This is a genomic window from Corynebacterium sp. KPL2850 (assembly GCF_040225855.1).
Taxonomy (GTDB): domain Bacteria; phylum Actinomycetota; class Actinomycetes; order Mycobacteriales; family Mycobacteriaceae; genus Corynebacterium.
Genome location: NZ_JBEHFV010000010.1, coordinates 19,360 through 34,143, shown reverse-complemented (window position 1 = coordinate 34,143; position 14,784 = coordinate 19,360). Strand labels below are relative to the sequence as shown.

The following is a 14,784-nucleotide window of genomic DNA, read 5'->3' as shown; positions in this document are numbered from 1 at the left end:
GCCGCGATGTGGGTAATTATTGGCCGGACGAAAATCTACTTTTCAATCGGCATATTGACCATGTTGCCCCACTCAGACCACGAACCATCGTAGACCTGCGCCGTTTTAAAGCCCAAAAGGTAGGTGAGCACGAACCATGTAAATGCGGCCTGCGCGCCTACGTGGGAATACAAAATGGTGGGGGTTTCAGGCTCTAGCATGCCGTAGTTGACCTTCAGGTCATCAACGTTGCGGAAGCAGGAATTGGGGTACGTCGCGCGATCCCATTCCAAGTTGATGGCACCCGGGATGTGTCCGTGGCACATGGTCGTGCCATAAGGCGAGTTTCCATTCGGGTCGAACTCCGTCGCCTCACCTGCGAATTCCTCTGGCGGCCGGGTATCAACCAGGGAGCCGGTTGCCTCGCGCACGTCGGCGACAAAGGCGCGCAGGAGGGAATCGTCTCGGGCTACCTCGGGATAGTTGGACTCGGGGAATTCTGGGACCATGAAGGAGGTATCGCGCTCTTCTGACATCCATGCATCGCGCCCGCCATCGAGGAGGCGAACGTCCTTGTGGCCGAAGAGGGTAAACACCCACAGTGCGTAGGCCGCCCACCAATTGGACTTATCGCCGTACAGGACAACGGTATCGTCCTCGTGGATTCCTTTTTCCCGCATCAAGCGGGTAAATTCCTCACCGTTGATGAAGTCGCGCGTGAGCGAGCTCAACAGCTCAGTACGGAAATTAATCCGCGTCGCCGTGGGAATGTGTCCGATATCGTACAAAAGGGAGTCTTCATCGACCTCGATGACGCGTAACCCTTTAATGCCCAGGCGCGCGGACAGCCACGGAGCGGAGACAAGCCGCTCTGGGTGCGCATATTGCTGAAATGGGGGATAGGGGTCTACTTCTGCCACTGCCCGCCTACCTTTCTCATAAAACTTTAATTTTGCTCCCACCACTTTAACTCGAATTTTCTCGATTTATCACATTGGAATAGTGAAAGTGGTTTTCCCTACATAACCCGCATGGAATGAATTGACCGGTAACGGCCGCGACGTTGCGATGCGGCGAGCCGCGTCGGAGATGGATAAATTTTAGGTTGACGCTGTAACCTGCTTAGTGGCCCCACGAATTAGTGTCGTGGGACACTTTCCTACCTACCCTGACTACAACTAAAAGGATCAGATAATGGCTGAAAATGACCGCAATTCTGACGCCCCTCAGAGCTCTACGCCCCGTGATTTTTCTGAACAACCCCGTCAAAACACCGAAACTCCTGAGTCTTCCGTTCCTAAACCACAGAACGAGCAGGCGCAGAAAAATGGTGGACAGGAGCCTCGTGCACAGGAGACCAAAAACCCCGGTTCTTCTGCTGAGAATGCGGCTTCAACGACAGGCAGCGACCAGCCTGCAGATGCTGGTTCGGATAAGCCCAGCCCGCAGGCTTCCCAATCGTCCGCAGCAGGTGCAGAGTCCGCGTCGCAGGGACACAAATCTGCTGCTGATTCGGAGCCCTCATCCGCAAACTCGGCAGAAAATAACCAAAGGTCTGCAAACGATGCAGGGTCAGGCGCCGGACAGAGCACGGGACAACAATCACATGAGGCATCGGCTGGAGGCGGGTACAACCCGCAGTCAGGTTCTCAACCAAATCATGGTCAACCCCCTCAGGGCACTGAGGTCCCTCAAAGCTATGGGCGAGCAGCTGGTCAGAATAAGCGCGGGTTCGGTACAGCTATGAGGGGCCTGGGGAATAAGAAAGGCCTCTTAGGCGGGATTTGGGAATTTGAATTTAAAGATTTCATGACCCTGACCCATGTAAAGGCGATCTACGTCGACGCTATGGTATTGGGCGGAATTTGGTGGGCTCTCCACGTTCTAGTGGCTTTTATTCTTGGGACCATCGTCGGTATAAATGGAATTTCGAAGGGCGAGTATGGTTATGTCTTCCTCAGCTTTATCGGATTCATCGTCCTCGTCCTGCTAGCTACTGTGGTTTTTTATGCTGGGATGGTGATTACAAGGCTCGCATTGGAAGCGATGGTGGCAAACGTGCGCACCGCGCAAAACACCGGAGACTTATTGGATAGGCAGTCTTTGGATAAAAACTAGGCGCTAAGGATTGTGCCTGAAACTCCTATAAATAATGACCCCGCGGCAATCCGCGGGGTCATTAGTGCGTGGTGTGCGAATACGGATGGAATACGGCAAATCCTATGGCCTAGCCATAGGAACCGAGCATGAACGTCATGTGCTCATTCAACGCCTTATTGAAAAGGTCAATATCGCCAGAGACTGGTTCCACCGAGTCACCATCAACCTGGAGGCGCACTGTGTGATGCGCGGTGATCCCCGCGGACGTAGTAATTGAGCGCTCTCCCCACGTGAAGTCGACCGCATCGTCTGAGACTCGGCTGACCTCATCTACCGAGTCAAACATGGTGACTTCATTCACGGGCTCTCCATGGACGTACAGGGCCAGTGCATGGCCGACCGATGCTGCGTTACTGTTGGGGCCATTCTTGTCTCCCACCTCACCGTTGAAGGTAATCCAACTGATGGGCGCACAGGGATCGTATGAGTTGTCGATATCCGCGATCCAAAAGTTGAAGTCGTCACCACTATCAGATGGCATTCGTCCGGGCGCGGTGCCAGATGCATAGGCTTCGCGTGGATCATTTGGCAGGTGTGCGCATTCGGAATCGGTGGAAGAATCCTTGTCCTCATTATCGCTTGGCTGTGCTGGGGCTTCTTTAGTGGGCGTTTCGGTTACCGTGTGGGTCTGCCCCGAGGATTCTGGGCTGTGGGTAGAAAACTCGGATTGGGAAGAAGCTGAATTAGATTCCTGGTCATCCGAGCTACACGCCGCCAAGCTAAGTGGCAGCGCCGCAGCGAGGAGCGTTATCGCGGCCTTAGAACCGAAGTAGCGAGATATATTTCTAGCAAACATACTTAGTCGAGGAGCTTAGAGACGCTGTCGGGGTCGGCATCGGAAAGCATCTGACGAATGCGGTCGTATTCATCGTCCTCGCCGATAGCCTGGGCGGCACGTCCTAGGGCCGCAATTGCGCGCAGGACACCCTGGTTCGGCTCGTGGGAGAAGGGGACCGGGCCCCAGCCCTTCCAGCCATTGCCGCGCAGGCGGTCCAAGCTGCGGTGGTAACCGGTGCGGGCGTAGGCATAAGCGGTGATGTACTCGTTGGGATCCGCGCCCTCTAGCTTGTCGAGCTCCTGCTCCGCGAGCATGGCCCACAGCAACGGGGAATCCGGGTGGTCTACGATTCCGGCGGCAGGTGCGGCCGCGTCCTTGGCGCCGGGATCGTCGGGCAACTTAATGGGCTCTGGGGCAAGCATGTCTTTCATTTTCATAAAACACACTCTAGCGATGCTCGTGCGTGCCTACCAGAAGTCAGAAACGTTAAGCCCAAAAGAATAGAGCGCGCGGCGCACCACCGGCAGGGACAGCCCGATGACAGAAGAGGGATCCCCGTCGATGCTATCGATAAACCAGCCGCCCATGGCCTCCAAGGTAAATGCGCCCGCGCACTCCAAGGGCTCACCGCTGCGGGCATAGACCTCGATATCGGTGGTAGAAGCCTCTGCGAAGCGGATGGTCGTGGTGGAGGTTTCCACGTGGCGCTGCGTGCCAAAAATCAGGCAATGGCCGGTAAGCAGTTGCGCGGTGCGGCCTGCTTGTTGGTGCCAACGCTCGATGGTGGCGTCAATGGTGTGCGGCTTGCCCTGCAGTTGGCCATCCAATAGCAGCATGGAATCGCCGCCGATAACCGGCTCGTTGGGGTACTGGGAGGCTACCTTCTCGGCCTTGGCGGTGGCCAGCGCTGCCACGGTATCGGCAGGTGGGTTCCCCGCCAATTGGGCTTCCAAGGCGCGCTCGTCAATATCGGCGGGCTCGAGCACCGGTTCCACGCCGGCCCCGCGCAGGATGGAGGCGCGCGAGGGGGACTGCGAGGCCAAAATGAGGCGCATTAGTAATACCGCACGGTGTGGAAGGCAGAAGGATTAAAGACGCGCTGCGCGCCGTAGTGGTCGAAGCGCTCATCGGGCCTGCCCCAGTGGTTGCGATCCCCAAAAGCACCGGAGTGGTCCTTTTTCATCTGCTTGAGCACCGTCGATAGCGCGGCGCGCTCTTCATTCGTGGGGTTTCCCTTCAGGACTTTGATTTCGGGTTCAGACATCTTTTCCTAAACAGTTCCGTGCTTCTTTGGTACCTGTGCCACGACCTTGCGCTCTAGCAGGCGCAGGCCTTCAACCAGGTAGTGGCGGGTAGCGGAAGGCTCGATGACATTATCGGCCAGCCCGCGCTCGGCGGCGGCGTAGGGGTGCAAAAAGAGCTCGTCCATCTCTTCCTGCTTGTCCGCATCGCCGTAAATAGCCAGCGCGGTCTGGGCCGCCTCGGCGACGGCGATTTCTGCGGTCGGCCAGGCATAGACCAAATCCGCGCCCAGATCCTTAGACCCCATAAACGCGTAGGCTGGGCCAATGGCCTTGCGGGTGACCACCGTAAGCTTGCCGACGCTCGCTTCCGCCTGCGCATACGCAAACCCCGCCGCCCGGCGCAGGAGACCGGCCTTTTCTTCCTCCGGGGTGGCAACGAAACCGGGCGAGTCCACGAACTCGATTATCGGGGTATTAAAGGCATCGCACAGGCGCACAAAGCGCGCCGCTTTTTCCACCGCGGCTGAATCCAGCGCGCCATTGAGGGACAGCGGTTGGTTGGCAACGATGCCCACAGCGCGGCCATCCACGAAGGCAAAGCCGGTGATGATATTCGGCGCGGCCTCGGCCGAAAGCTCAAAGAAGGAGCCCTTATCGACGACCGCGTTGACCACCTCGCGCATGTCATAGGCATCCGCTGCTGAATCCGGGATGACGGAATCCAGATCGAACTCGGCGACCTCGCGCGTATCGATGCGCGTTGCCTCGGCGCGGTTATTGGCCGGCAGGTAAGCCAGTACGTTGCGGACCAGCGCGAGGGCTGCTTGCTCGCTCGGGGCGCTGAGCTGCGCGGTGCCGGACTGCGCGTGGACTGCGGCACCACCAAAGGTTTCCGGTTCTGCTTGGGCCACGTCGCCGGCTGCCTGGTGCAGGCTGGTGCCGTGGGTGACAATGAGGACATCGGCAAGCGTGGGCGCAAAAGCCGCAATGCCGCTGGTATCCCCGGCCACAACGGAGATCTGCGGGATCAGACCGGAGGCCTCGGTCGCGCGGGCGAGGATGCGGGCGTAGCCAGCCAGCGTGACGATGCCCTCTTGCGCGCGCGGGCCGGTGGAATCATAGATGCCGACGATGGGCACGCCCGTTTTCAACGCAAGGTCATAGACCTTGGTGAGCTTTTCCGCATAAACCTCACCCATCGTGCCGTCAAAGACGCTGGCATCCTGGCTAAAGATGCACACGCGACGCCCATCGATCGTGCCGTAACCGGTCACGATGCCATCGGTGTACGGGCGATCGTGCTCGCGGCCAAAGTCGGTGGAGCGGTGGCGGGCTAGTGCATCGGTTTCTACAAAGGAACCCTCATCGAGCAGCTGATTCACGCGAGTGCGGGCGGCTGGCTCGCCTTCCCCCAACGGCGCGCGGGACTCGGCGAGCTTGTTGTCCAGGTCCTCAATCTTGCCAGCGGTGGTCTTCAGGTCAATCATAGGCGCTGAGTTTACTAGTGGAAGGCCAAAGATGCGGAAATTGTGCGGTTTGGGCATCGTCACAGGGGGTCGGTGGCGGAGCGCTATCGGTGCGGCATTACCGCAACCGGAGTATCTGCCAGGCATTAGGAAATATTAGCTCCCCTTTATAGGGGTAAGGGTGAAATGTGATGTGCAGCGTTCGTTACCGGTAAGGGGCATTTTCCCACCGTGTCGACGATAAATGTCAAAAGAAAAGATAGCCGTAACTGTTGAGGAGCCATAACAAAGAACTTAATATCAGCTGTGTCTTCATGAATTATTTCTCGTATCCTTAAACAACCACAAGGACGGTCTTCTGGTGATTTCAAAGGGACTGCGACTTGTCGCGCCGCTTGCCATCGCGACATTTCTCGCGCCCGCGGCACATGCGCGCGATATTCCCCCGATGCCACAGGCATATCCCATTACCAACCTCTACAAAAGCTGCAGCGCCGCCGGAGATAACACCGAACGCGAATGGCGGTTTGCTGAAACAGGCCGTCGCTACATGAGCGACGGAACCTTGCAATTCAAAAACACCACCGACCAAGAAGTGCCGTACACCGCCGAGGTAGAAACCGGCACCAACCACGAAATTGATGCCAACTCCAAGGCCAAGTTGCCCTCTGGTTGGGACACCACCGCCAAATCCGATATTGGCCTAAAAATGGCCAATGGCTGGCGAGATAAAGAAACCTTCGGGCCCGTCAAACTCAAGCCGGGTGAATCCTTCCGCGTGGAATACGGCGTGGTGGAAAAGGACTTTATTTCCATGTTCGTCGGCTGCAATGATGACCGCCTCGAAAACATTCCCGGCGCCAACGTCGTCCGCGGTAAAGCCCCAGCAGAGCGCTATGCCTTTGCCTATATCATCAAAGCCGATGGATCCGTATCGGACTTGGCAATGGAAATTCCGTCTCGTTCCGGCAGCACTAACTCTAAGCCAATCGAAGGTAACTACACCGCGGTTTCCGGACCCAGCTTGGAAAAGATTGCTGATCCTGACAAAGACGAGATCATGCAACCAGCCGCCGAACCCCAACGCGATCCTGCGTGGCCCAAGGAAGGCGAAAAGTGCGAGGCCAACGATAACTCCTGGTACCCGCTGGATATCACGGCGGTAAAACCAACCTTCCGCAAGCCCGGTTATTCTACCGACTTCCTCAACTGGTCTCAGGGTGACTATGAATTCGCACCGGTAACGGACTTCGTAGTCGGTGCCCAGCACGATCCCTATACCAATTGGCGAGGCAATAGGGGCGATATCCCGCAGGGCTGGCTCGAGTCCGTCGGCGCCATCAAACGTGCCTACATGCCGGTCGGTACTGAACTCAAACACGTCAACCTTGCACCCGGAGAGCGCGTTCGCGTGGAGTACGGCACCACCATGACCCGTATCAACTATCGCGAGGTGCACTGCGGAAAATCCGGCAAGTACGACCTCACCTCGGACTATAAACAGACCACCGCCCCGAGCGGTTTCTGGGCCGAAGCCAAAATCACTTCCAAAGACGGCAGTACCCGCACCGTAGACGTCACCCCTGACGAATACCGCGATCTGCCCGTACCCACCCAAACCATCTACTAACTACCTGCTAGGAGTACATCTCATGCGCATTTCCAAGATTGCGTCCACCACCGCGGCTTTGGCCGTTGCCACCGGCGTATTCGCTGCCCCAGCCGCCAACGCATTGCCGCAGCGCGACCTGGGTCCTGCAAACCCCACCACGATTGGTGAGCGCTGCGCCAATCCTGGCGATACCGGCCAGACCGTTGATATTAAGCGCACCTATTTCGACGGTTCCGCCGGCACCTGGACCGTTTCCAACTACAACGATGAGCCGCTTCCAGTGACCCGTTCCATCAAGGAAACCAAGACCAAGTCTTGGGACGTTTCTGCTGGTGTGGACTTCAAGCTGTTGGATCTGATTCACTTCACCTTCTCCTCCAGCTACACCTCCAGCCAGACCTACGAGGTAGGCGAGCAGGTCGGCCCATACGATATCGCTCCGGGTAAGACTGCCGTGCTGAAGGCTGGCTGGGTTGTCTCTGACTTCGAAGGACAAAAGACCGTGTGCGGTTCCGACCACACCTGGCAGGCCAATGGCGGTAAATTTACCGCAACTCTGCCCAAGGAACGCCACGTAGCGGTCTCCACCCGCGATAACAACGATTGGGGTTAAACCTTGAAGGTGAAGTCCATCGCTAGTGCGATCGCAGCGCTGAGCTTGGTGGCCGTTCCAGTGGCCCATGCCTCTGACTTCGGCGGAGACTTTGAACTGCCCCAGCGCTGGAACGATGACTATAAGCCCGGCACGCATTGCGCAACGCCGGGGGAGAATTCCGCCTACGTCACCGCGAAGCGCCGCTGGTTCAAGCAAACCGATGCCGCCAGCGTGGCAAACCACAATGCTGAGCCGGTGCCGGTCAAACACACCGTATCCAAAGCGCGGACGGAAACCGTTGAGGTTTCCGGCTCCGTGCAAGGAGAGGGAGATTTGGCCAAGATCCTGACTAAGACCTACGGATTCAACTATGTAAGCGAACAACACTGGAAGATTAACCAGGTAGTTGGGCCATACACCTTGCCTGCAAATTCCCAAGGCAAGTTGGTGTGGGGCTTTACCATGCTGGATACCGATGGCCAGGATGTGCACTGTAACCGAGATCAAGTATGGGAAACGGTAGGAAAACCATATTCTGCCACTGTCCCTGAGGCTCGCTATTCCGAGCTGCGCCTAGAAGACGCTCCGGACTGGAGCTAATTCATTAGAAAATGAGCCCAGCCGCGCCCTGTGAATGGGGTGTGGAGCTGGGCTCTTTTTGGCAGCTACGGTGCCTTATTAGAAGTGCATCCTCTGAAGTGCATCCTCCAAAGTGCAGGGTCCTCTGCAACATTTGAGGAAGATTTGCGATATCTGAGGGCCGGGTTTGCTCAGTTATCGCAGTGGAGGATGCACAAATGGCAAAGCCGGGCCCATCCACCGGCATGGCTGGCTGTGCAGTGGCTATGCAGGGCCGAAGGCGGCCGCTTTAGGCCGGCAACCACGCGTAACCGAATGGCCCAAGCTCAACGGGGCCTAGGTCAACGGAGCGGTCGCTGAAATTGTGCAGGCACAACAGGTCGCCGCGCTGGTAACCGAGTACGCTTTCCTTACCGGTTTCCACCGGCTCGCAGGGTGCCGTGCCCAGCTCGGGGCGCGCGTGGCGCTCCGTAATCATGGTGCGCACGCTGTGGAGCAGGGAAGTGGCATCGTTGAGCTGAGATTCCACGGACGTGCCGCCGACGATAGGCAGCCGCGCCGGGGTGCGGGCGCTAAAGCCCGCGGTTTCGCTATCGTCCCACTGCATAGGGGTGCGAACGGCATAGCGATCCGGCAAAGAGGTGTCATCGAGCATGCCAATTTCATCGCCATAATAAATAAAGGGCGCACCCGGCAGGGTCATCAGCAGCGAAAACATCAGCTCCACCTTGCGGCGGTCCCCGCCCATCAACGGCATGAGCCGCCTGGCGATGCCCACGTGCGCCCGCATGCCTTCTTCTGGCAGGTAGGTCTGATACATCAGCTCGCGGACGTCATCGTCGACCATCTCCAAGGTCAACTCGTCGTGGTTGCGCAGGAAGGTACCCCACTGGCACCCCTCGGGCAGTGGCGGTAGTTGGTCGAGGATGTCGTAGACGGGGGTGGCATCGCCAAGCGCGAGCGCCTGGTAGAGCCGCGGCATGACCGGGAAGTTGAAGACCATGTGGAAGCGGTTTCCGGAGCCGTAGTACTCCATGGTCTCCTTGGGCGGCTGGTTGGCCTCCGCAATGAGGACGGCCTCGGGATAGTGGATATCCATAAAGGAGCGAATCTTTTCCACGAACTCCACCGTCTCCGGCAGGGATTCGCCGCCGAGCTCATCGCGCTCGAAGAGGTACGCGATGGCATCGAGGCGCAGGCCATCGAGGCCCTTGTCCATCCAGAAGGACAAAATATTAAAGACCTCGTCCTGCACGTCCGGGTTATCGTAATTGAGATCCGGCTGGTGGGAGTAGAAGCGGTGGAAATAATACTGCTGGCGCTCCTCGTCCCAGGTCCAGTTGGAGGTCTCGACGTCAGTGAAGATGACGCGAATTTCGGGGTAGCGCTCGGGATCATCGCCCCAGACGTAGAAATCCCCGAACGGGCCATCCGGATCGGAGCGCGAAGCCTGGAACCACGGGTGATCAGAGCTGGTGTGGTTGAGCGCTAGGTCCGTCATGATGCGCATATCGCGGCGGTGCAATTCCTCAACCAATTCCTCGAAGTCCGCCATCGTGCCGTAATCGGGGTGGATGGAATAATAATCGGCGATATCGTAGCCGTCATCGCGCAGCGGCGAGGCATAAAACGGCGAGAGCCAGAGGCAGTCCACGCCCAACCACTGGAGGTAATCCAGCTTGTCGATGACCCCGCGCAGCGTACCGATGCCCTTATTCTCGGCCTCGTTATTGCCGGAGTCCTTAAAGGAGCCCACGAGGGCTTGATAGAAGACGGCGTTGTGGTACCAGCTCATTGCAGATCCTTTCTTTTTGCCCGCCAGGCAAGGTAGGTCAGTGCGCACAGCGCGCCGGCCACTAGGCCGGGCCATACGGCGGGAGAGTCTTCAAATAGGTTCACTACGGCTTGGATAACCGCAAGGCACGCGAAGAAGCCGAGGAATCCGAGGAGCGAATCCCACAGCAGGGACCGGCGCATTAGGCCTTGACACCTCCTGCGGTAAGCCCGGCGACGATGCGGTGCTGGAAAATGAGCACCATGATGATAAGCGGAATGGTCACCAATGCACCAGCCGCCATGGTTGCGGCATAAGGGTACTCGAAGGCCGAGGGGCCAGAGAAACGAGCGATGGCCACCGTGACTGGCTCGGTACCCGTCGTGGACAGCTGCTTGGCCAACATGAATTCATTCCACGTGGTGATAAAGGCAATGATCGCGGTGGTAAAGAGCGCCGGGGCGGCCAACGGCAGGAGGATGAGCCGGAAGGCCTGGGCACGTGAAGCGCCATCCACGCGGGCGGCCTCCTCGAGCTCCCATGGCAGCTGCCGGAAGAAGCTGAGCAGGGTATAGACAGTCAGGGGCAGGGCGAAGGAGATATTCGGGATGATCATCGCGCGGTAGGTGCCGATCCACTCCAAGCGGCCAAAGAGCTGGAAGAGCGGGGTAACCAGCGCGATGGCAGGGAACATGGAGGCTGCCAGGATGATGCCGGTGACAATACCCTTGCCGGGAAAGTCATAGCGGGAGAGCGCATACGCGGTAAATACGCCGACCAAGACGGCTACCGCGGTGGTTGCGAGCGAGATGAATAGCGAATTGCCCAGCGCGCCGAGGAAATCATTGCCCTTATCCGTCGCGAGGGCATCGCGGAAATTATCGAGCGTGATATGCGTTGGCCAAGGCGTGGTATCGAAGGTGAATTCCTGGCTGCGCAGGGCGGTGACCACCATCCAATAAAAGGGAGCAAGGCCCCAGAACATGATGAAGATAATGCCCGCGTAGTGTCCGAATTTACGCATTATTTTGCACCCTTTCTGCCGGAGACATCCGCGCCGAGGAAACGGATGAGGATGAAAGCGACGAAGAAGATGAGCAAGAAGATAAGGGTGGACAGCGCCGAGGCGGAATTGAAATTACCTTGGCGCATATCTTCCACCACCAGCTGGGAAATGGTGGCGGTAGGGGAGTTAGACGAGCTCGAAATCATGATGACGGGAAGGTCATACATGCGCAGCGCATCCAGGGTGCGGAAGAGTACGGCCACCATCAGGGCTGGGCGCACCAGCGGCAGGGTGATGCGGAAGAAGGTTTGGATGCGGTTGGCGCCATCGACGCGGGCGGCATCGTAGACGTCCTTGGGGATCATCTGCAGGCCAGCCAGGATGAGCAGCGCCATAAACGGTGCGGTCTTCCACACGTCTGCGATGATGACGGCAAAGCGCGCATAAAACGGGTCCGTGGTCCAGGCGATATTCGTACCAAGCAAGGAATTGACGATGCCCTCTGGGGCGAACATGAACTGCCACAGCTTGGCAGTCACGGCGGTAGGAATGGCCCAAGGGATAAGCACGGCGGCGCGCACCAAGCCGCGGCCGCGGTACTCGCCGTTCATGATGATGGCCATGAACATGCCGAGGATGGTCTCCAAGGCGACGGTGACCACGGTGAAAAACAGCGTGATTTTAACGGCGGGCCAAAAGTCGGTGGCGATAACACCGGGCGGGCACGTCGTGATTTCACCCGCACCGGAAACACAGCGGTTATTGATCCAGTACAGGTAATTGTCTAGGCCGGCAAAACCGCCTTCTTCAAAGATGCCCGTTTTGGGGTTCAGCTGCCGGTTTCCCTGGAAAGACAGGATGACCGCGCGCACGATGGGATAGCCGATGATGATGCCCAGCACGATGAGCGCCGGTGCGATCAGCGCGGCGGGACGCCCGAAATTGGCAAACCTGCTGGAGCTAGGGGTGCGCTTGGGTTTCTTCGATGATGAGTGCGTCTGTTGCGTCGGCGAAGTGGTGACCACGGTTATTCGCCTTTCTGGTTCAGATAATTTCTGGTGCGCTAGATTCTATCCCCAACTAGGGTGGGAAAACCACAAAGGGTGAGGCTATGGCGTATGCGCCTTCCTCACCCATTTGTGCACTAGCGGTTCGCTATGTATTTCTCGGTTTTCAGCATGCTCCCTGCTCGTGGGATACGAGGGGCAGGGAGCGTATCTTTAACCCTGCGAAGCAGAGTCGATGGCCGCCTTCATATCGGAGGTGGCATCCTCGACGGACTTGCCATCGGTCAGCGCGGCATAAGCGTTGTCCTGAATGGCCTTAGAGATGGCGGAGTAGAACGGCGATACCGGGCGCGGTGCGGCGTTTTCCAGGGATTCCTTTAGCGCTGGCAGGTAGGGGAATTCCTCCTGCAGCTGCGGGTCATCGTAGATGGAGGAAAGAACCGGCGGGAAGGACTGCTCAGCAAAGGACTTCTGGTTTTCCTCATTGATGATGAAGTTCATGAAGTCCAGGGCGGTGCCCTTGTTCTTGGAATTGATGTTGATGCCGTTGTTGTAGCCACCCAAGGTGGATACGCCGACGCCGTCCTTGCCCAGCGGTGCCTGGACCTCAACGTCGATGCCGGCATCTACGGCATTGGTGTACATGTAGGGCCAGTTTACTGCGAAGGCGGTCTTGCCCTCGGTGAAGGCCATGTTGGTCTCTTCCTCGGTGGCGGCGGTGGAGTCCTTGGAGATGATTTCGTCTTCATACGCATCCACCATGGCCTGCAGGCCTTCCTGGGCTTCCTTGGAATCGACGGTGGCATTGCCGTCATCGTCAAGCACCGAGCCGCCCCAGCCCTCCATGAAGCCGGCGGTGTTCAGAGCCAAGCCCTCGTACTGCTTGAGCTGGGTGGTCAGGCACTTCTTGCCATCTTCCAGGGCCTTGCAGGCGGATTCGAGGTCAGCGAATTTCTCCGGGGTAGCGTCCGCGAGCTCAGTATTGCGGAAGAGGAGCTGGCCATTGGTGTTTTGCGGCAGCGCATACAGCACGTCATTGTAGGTTGCCGATTCCACGGTGGCCGGCAAGAGCTCCGAAGTATCGGTCTCGAAGTCACCGTTGAGCGGCTGGAGCCACTGGTTGGCGGCGAATTCCGCGGTCCAGACCACGTCGAGGGCCATGACATCGTAGTCATCGTTACCGGCCTGGAGGGACTGCACGAGGGTCTCGCGCTGGGCATCTGCCTCGCCCGCGAGCTCCTTGAGTGTGACCTGTTCATCCGGATTTTCTTCATTCCACTTATCGATGATGGGAGTGATCTTATCCGTGTCGTTCTTGCCCATGGCAAAGGTGATGGGGCCGTGGGAGTCAGCGCCGGAACCGGAACCGGATGCGGAGCCATCCGCGTTATCTGCACCATCATCAGACGTGGAGCAGCCGGCTAGTGCCAGTACCGCCGTGGTGGCGACTGTGGTGCGAATGAAGTACTTCTTCATGGGGAATTCACCTTTCAGAAAGCTTGGGTGTTCCTTAAAAATAATTTACAAACACCGCGCGCAGAATAGATTTTGATTATTCACCTCTATACGGGGGTGCTTTATGAGGTGGCGATGCGCTGCCCGGTTTCTGGATCGAAGCGGTGTGCCGCGCTTTCATCAAAGGTCAATACAACCTCCTCGCCGCGCTGTGGCGGGGTGCCTTCACAGCGGGCCACGAACCGTGCGCTACCCACCGTGGCGTAGACAAAGGATTCGGAACCCAATTCTTCAACCAGGTCGACCACGCCGCGCAGGCCCTCAGCACCCTCATTGAGGTGCATGTTTTCCGGGCGTACGCCCAGGCGCTCGCCGTTGTGGTCAAAGATATTCATCGCAGGCGAACCAATAAAACCGGCGACGAATTCGTTTGCTGGCTCCGCATAAAGCTCGCGCGGCGGGGCAACCTGCTGCAATACACCATCTTTGAGCACGGCTACCCGGTGCCCCAGCGTCATGGCCTCTACCTGATCGTGGGTGACGTAGACCGTGGTGGTCCCAAGCCGTTGCTGCAGGCTCGCAAGCTCGGTACGAGTCTGCACGCGCAGCTTCGCATCCAGATTAGATAGCGGCTCATCCATGAGGAAGGCCTTAGGATTGCGCACGATGGCACGGCCCATGGCCACGCGCTGGCGCTGACCGCCCGATAGGTCCTTGGGCTTGCGCTTGAGGAACTCGCTCAACCCCAGCATATCTGCTGCATCCTGGACTTTTTGCTTGATTTCGGCCTTCGGGAGCTTGGCCAGTTTGAGCGAAAAGCCCATGTTTTCTTCCACCGAAAGGTGCGGGTAGAGCGCGTAATTTTGAAAAACCATCGCGATATCGCGATCGCCCGGTTCAAGGCCCGTGACATCCGCATTATCGATGAGAATCCGGCCACTAGACGTTGGCTCAAGGCCCGCCAGCGCGCGCAGCGTCGTGGACTTGCCGCAGCCAGACGGACCCACCAAAACGAGGAACTCGCCGTCCGCGATTTCTAGGTCCAATTCCTTCACGGTGGGCGCCGCCGCGCCGGGGTAGGTTATATTTACCTTTTCAAAAGTGACCTTTGCCATGCGCAACACACTAG

General features: G+C 58.0%; 16 protein-coding genes. 4 read left to right on the top strand and 12 right to left on the bottom strand.

From position 1 onward, the window contains the following. Positions 1-35: 35 nt before the first annotated feature. Positions 36-899 carry a sulfurtransferase gene (locus ABRP93_RS04995; protein WP_349887119.1) on the bottom strand — a complete coding sequence of 288 codons (864 nt, stop codon included), beginning with the start codon at positions 897-899 and terminating at the stop codon, positions 36-38. A 274-nt stretch (positions 900-1,173) separates the two neighbouring features. Here ABRP93_RS04995 and ABRP93_RS04990 point away from each other — a divergent pair, with 274 nt between their 5' ends. Further along, positions 1,174-2,097 (top strand): DUF4282 domain-containing protein, encoded by a 924-nt coding sequence (locus ABRP93_RS04990; RefSeq protein ID WP_349887118.1) that lies wholly within the window; start codon positions 1,174-1,176, stop codon positions 2,095-2,097. A 109-nt stretch (positions 2,098-2,206) separates the two neighbouring features. On the opposite strand, the gene ABRP93_RS04985 is transcribed toward ABRP93_RS04990, so the two are convergent. From ABRP93_RS04985 to ABRP93_RS04965, 5 genes are read right to left on the bottom strand one after another with little or no spacing between them, the layout of a single operon-like run. After that, positions 2,207-2,935 (bottom strand): LppP/LprE family lipoprotein, encoded by a 729-nt coding sequence (locus ABRP93_RS04985; protein ID WP_023025428.1) that lies wholly within the window; start codon positions 2,933-2,935, stop codon positions 2,207-2,209. A gap of 2 nt (positions 2,936-2,937) precedes the next feature. Continuing rightward, the gene (locus ABRP93_RS04980) at positions 2,938-3,354 is read right to left on the bottom strand and encodes a DUF3151 domain-containing protein (RefSeq protein ID WP_349887117.1); all 417 of its coding nucleotides are present in this window, start codon (positions 3,352-3,354) and stop codon (positions 2,938-2,940) included. A 30-nt stretch (positions 3,355-3,384) separates the two neighbouring features. Then, positions 3,385-3,972, bottom strand: coding sequence for a Maf family protein (locus tag ABRP93_RS04975; RefSeq protein ID WP_349887115.1), 588 nt, complete (start codon positions 3,970-3,972; stop codon positions 3,385-3,387). Beyond that, positions 3,972-4,181 carry an acyl-CoA carboxylase subunit epsilon gene (locus ABRP93_RS04970; protein ID WP_349887114.1) on the bottom strand — a complete coding sequence of 70 codons (210 nt, stop codon included), beginning with the start codon at positions 4,179-4,181 and terminating at the stop codon, positions 3,972-3,974. The genes ABRP93_RS04975 and ABRP93_RS04970 overlap by 1 nt, the downstream gene beginning before the upstream one ends. A 6-nt stretch (positions 4,182-4,187) precedes the next feature. After that, on the bottom strand, positions 4,188-5,648 hold the full coding sequence (locus tag ABRP93_RS04965; protein ID WP_349887112.1) for an acyl-CoA carboxylase subunit beta: 1,461 nt from the start codon (positions 5,646-5,648) through the stop codon (positions 4,188-4,190). 340 nt (positions 5,649-5,988) lie between these two features. Here ABRP93_RS04965 and ABRP93_RS04960 point away from each other — a divergent pair, with 340 nt between their 5' ends. The 3 genes from ABRP93_RS04960 to ABRP93_RS04950 are packed head-to-tail and all read left to right on the top strand — an operon-like array spanning position 5,989 to position 8,434. After that, complete coding sequence (locus tag ABRP93_RS04960; RefSeq protein WP_349887111.1) at positions 5,989-7,257, top strand: hypothetical protein; 1,269 nt, start codon at positions 5,989-5,991, stop codon at positions 7,255-7,257. Positions 7,258-7,279: 22 nt separating this feature from the next. Continuing rightward, positions 7,280-7,852: a hypothetical protein gene (locus ABRP93_RS04955; protein ID WP_023025440.1), complete on the top strand. Its 573-nt coding sequence runs from the start codon at positions 7,280-7,282 to the stop codon at positions 7,850-7,852. Positions 7,853-7,855: 3 nt separating this feature from the next. Continuing rightward, on the top strand, positions 7,856-8,434 hold the full coding sequence (locus ABRP93_RS04950; protein ID WP_034659616.1) for a hypothetical protein: 579 nt from the start codon (positions 7,856-7,858) through the stop codon (positions 8,432-8,434). Positions 8,435-8,702: 268 nt separating this feature from the next. Here ABRP93_RS04950 and ABRP93_RS04945 read toward each other — a convergent pair whose 3' ends face one another. The 6 genes from ABRP93_RS04945 to ABRP93_RS04920 form a co-directional block, all read right to left on the bottom strand. Next, positions 8,703-10,208: an alpha-amylase family protein gene (locus ABRP93_RS04945; RefSeq protein WP_349887110.1), complete on the bottom strand. Its 1,506-nt coding sequence runs from the start codon at positions 10,206-10,208 to the stop codon at positions 8,703-8,705. Next, positions 10,205-10,390 carry a hypothetical protein gene (locus ABRP93_RS04940; protein ID WP_023028381.1) on the bottom strand — a complete coding sequence of 62 codons (186 nt, stop codon included), beginning with the start codon at positions 10,388-10,390 and terminating at the stop codon, positions 10,205-10,207. Before ABRP93_RS04940 ends, ABRP93_RS04945 begins: the two co-directional genes overlap by 4 nt. Then, complete coding sequence (locus tag ABRP93_RS04935; protein WP_023016855.1) at positions 10,390-11,211, bottom strand: carbohydrate ABC transporter permease; 822 nt, start codon at positions 11,209-11,211, stop codon at positions 10,390-10,392. The genes ABRP93_RS04940 and ABRP93_RS04935 overlap by 1 nt, the downstream gene beginning before the upstream one ends. Further along, the gene (locus ABRP93_RS04930) at positions 11,211-12,218 is read right to left on the bottom strand and encodes a carbohydrate ABC transporter permease (RefSeq protein WP_284608956.1); all 1,008 of its coding nucleotides are present in this window, start codon (positions 12,216-12,218) and stop codon (positions 11,211-11,213) included. Before ABRP93_RS04930 ends, ABRP93_RS04935 begins: the two co-directional genes overlap by 1 nt. 195 nt (positions 12,219-12,413) lie before the next feature. Next, positions 12,414-13,676: an ABC transporter substrate-binding protein gene (locus ABRP93_RS04925; RefSeq protein WP_349887109.1), complete on the bottom strand. Its 1,263-nt coding sequence runs from the start codon at positions 13,674-13,676 to the stop codon at positions 12,414-12,416. Between the two features lie 101 nt (positions 13,677-13,777). Then, positions 13,778-14,770, bottom strand: a complete 993-nt coding sequence (locus ABRP93_RS04920) for an ABC transporter ATP-binding protein (RefSeq protein WP_349887108.1) — start codon at positions 14,768-14,770, stop codon at positions 13,778-13,780. Positions 14,771-14,784: the final 14 nt, after the last annotated feature.

What these genes read in the sequence shown, in the direction of transcription:
- ABRP93_RS04990 (WP_349887118.1), top strand. Translation starts at nt 1,174, where the DNA reads ATGGCTGAAAATGACCGCAATTCTGACGCCCCTCAGAGCTCTACGCCC.
- ABRP93_RS04985 (WP_023025428.1), bottom strand. Translation starts at nt 2,935, where the DNA reads ATGTTTGCTAGAAATATATCTCGCTACTTCGGTTCTAAGGCCGCGATA.
- ABRP93_RS04980 (WP_349887117.1), bottom strand. Translation starts at nt 3,354, where the DNA reads ATGAAAATGAAAGACATGCTTGCCCCAGAGCCCATTAAGTTGCCCGAC.
- ABRP93_RS04975 (WP_349887115.1), bottom strand. Translation starts at nt 3,972, where the DNA reads ATGCGCCTCATTTTGGCCTCGCAGTCCCCCTCGCGCGCCTCCATCCTG.
- ABRP93_RS04970 (WP_349887114.1), bottom strand. Translation starts at nt 4,181, where the DNA reads ATGTCTGAACCCGAAATCAAAGTCCTGAAGGGAAACCCCACGAATGAA.
- ABRP93_RS04965 (WP_349887112.1), bottom strand. Translation starts at nt 5,648, where the DNA reads ATGATTGACCTGAAGACCACCGCTGGCAAGATTGAGGACCTGGACAAC.
- ABRP93_RS04955 (WP_023025440.1), top strand. Translation starts at nt 7,280, where the DNA reads ATGCGCATTTCCAAGATTGCGTCCACCACCGCGGCTTTGGCCGTTGCC.
- ABRP93_RS04945 (WP_349887110.1), bottom strand. Translation starts at nt 10,208, where the DNA reads ATGAGCTGGTACCACAACGCCGTCTTCTATCAAGCCCTCGTGGGCTCC.
- ABRP93_RS04940 (WP_023028381.1), bottom strand. Translation starts at nt 10,390, where the DNA reads ATGCGCCGGTCCCTGCTGTGGGATTCGCTCCTCGGATTCCTCGGCTTC.
- ABRP93_RS04935 (WP_023016855.1), bottom strand. Translation starts at nt 11,211, where the DNA reads ATGCGTAAATTCGGACACTACGCGGGCATTATCTTCATCATGTTCTGG.
- ABRP93_RS04925 (WP_349887109.1), bottom strand. Translation starts at nt 13,676, where the DNA reads ATGAAGAAGTACTTCATTCGCACCACAGTCGCCACCACGGCGGTACTG.
- ABRP93_RS04920 (WP_349887108.1), bottom strand. Translation starts at nt 14,770, where the DNA reads ATGGCAAAGGTCACTTTTGAAAAGGTAAATATAACCTACCCCGGCGCG.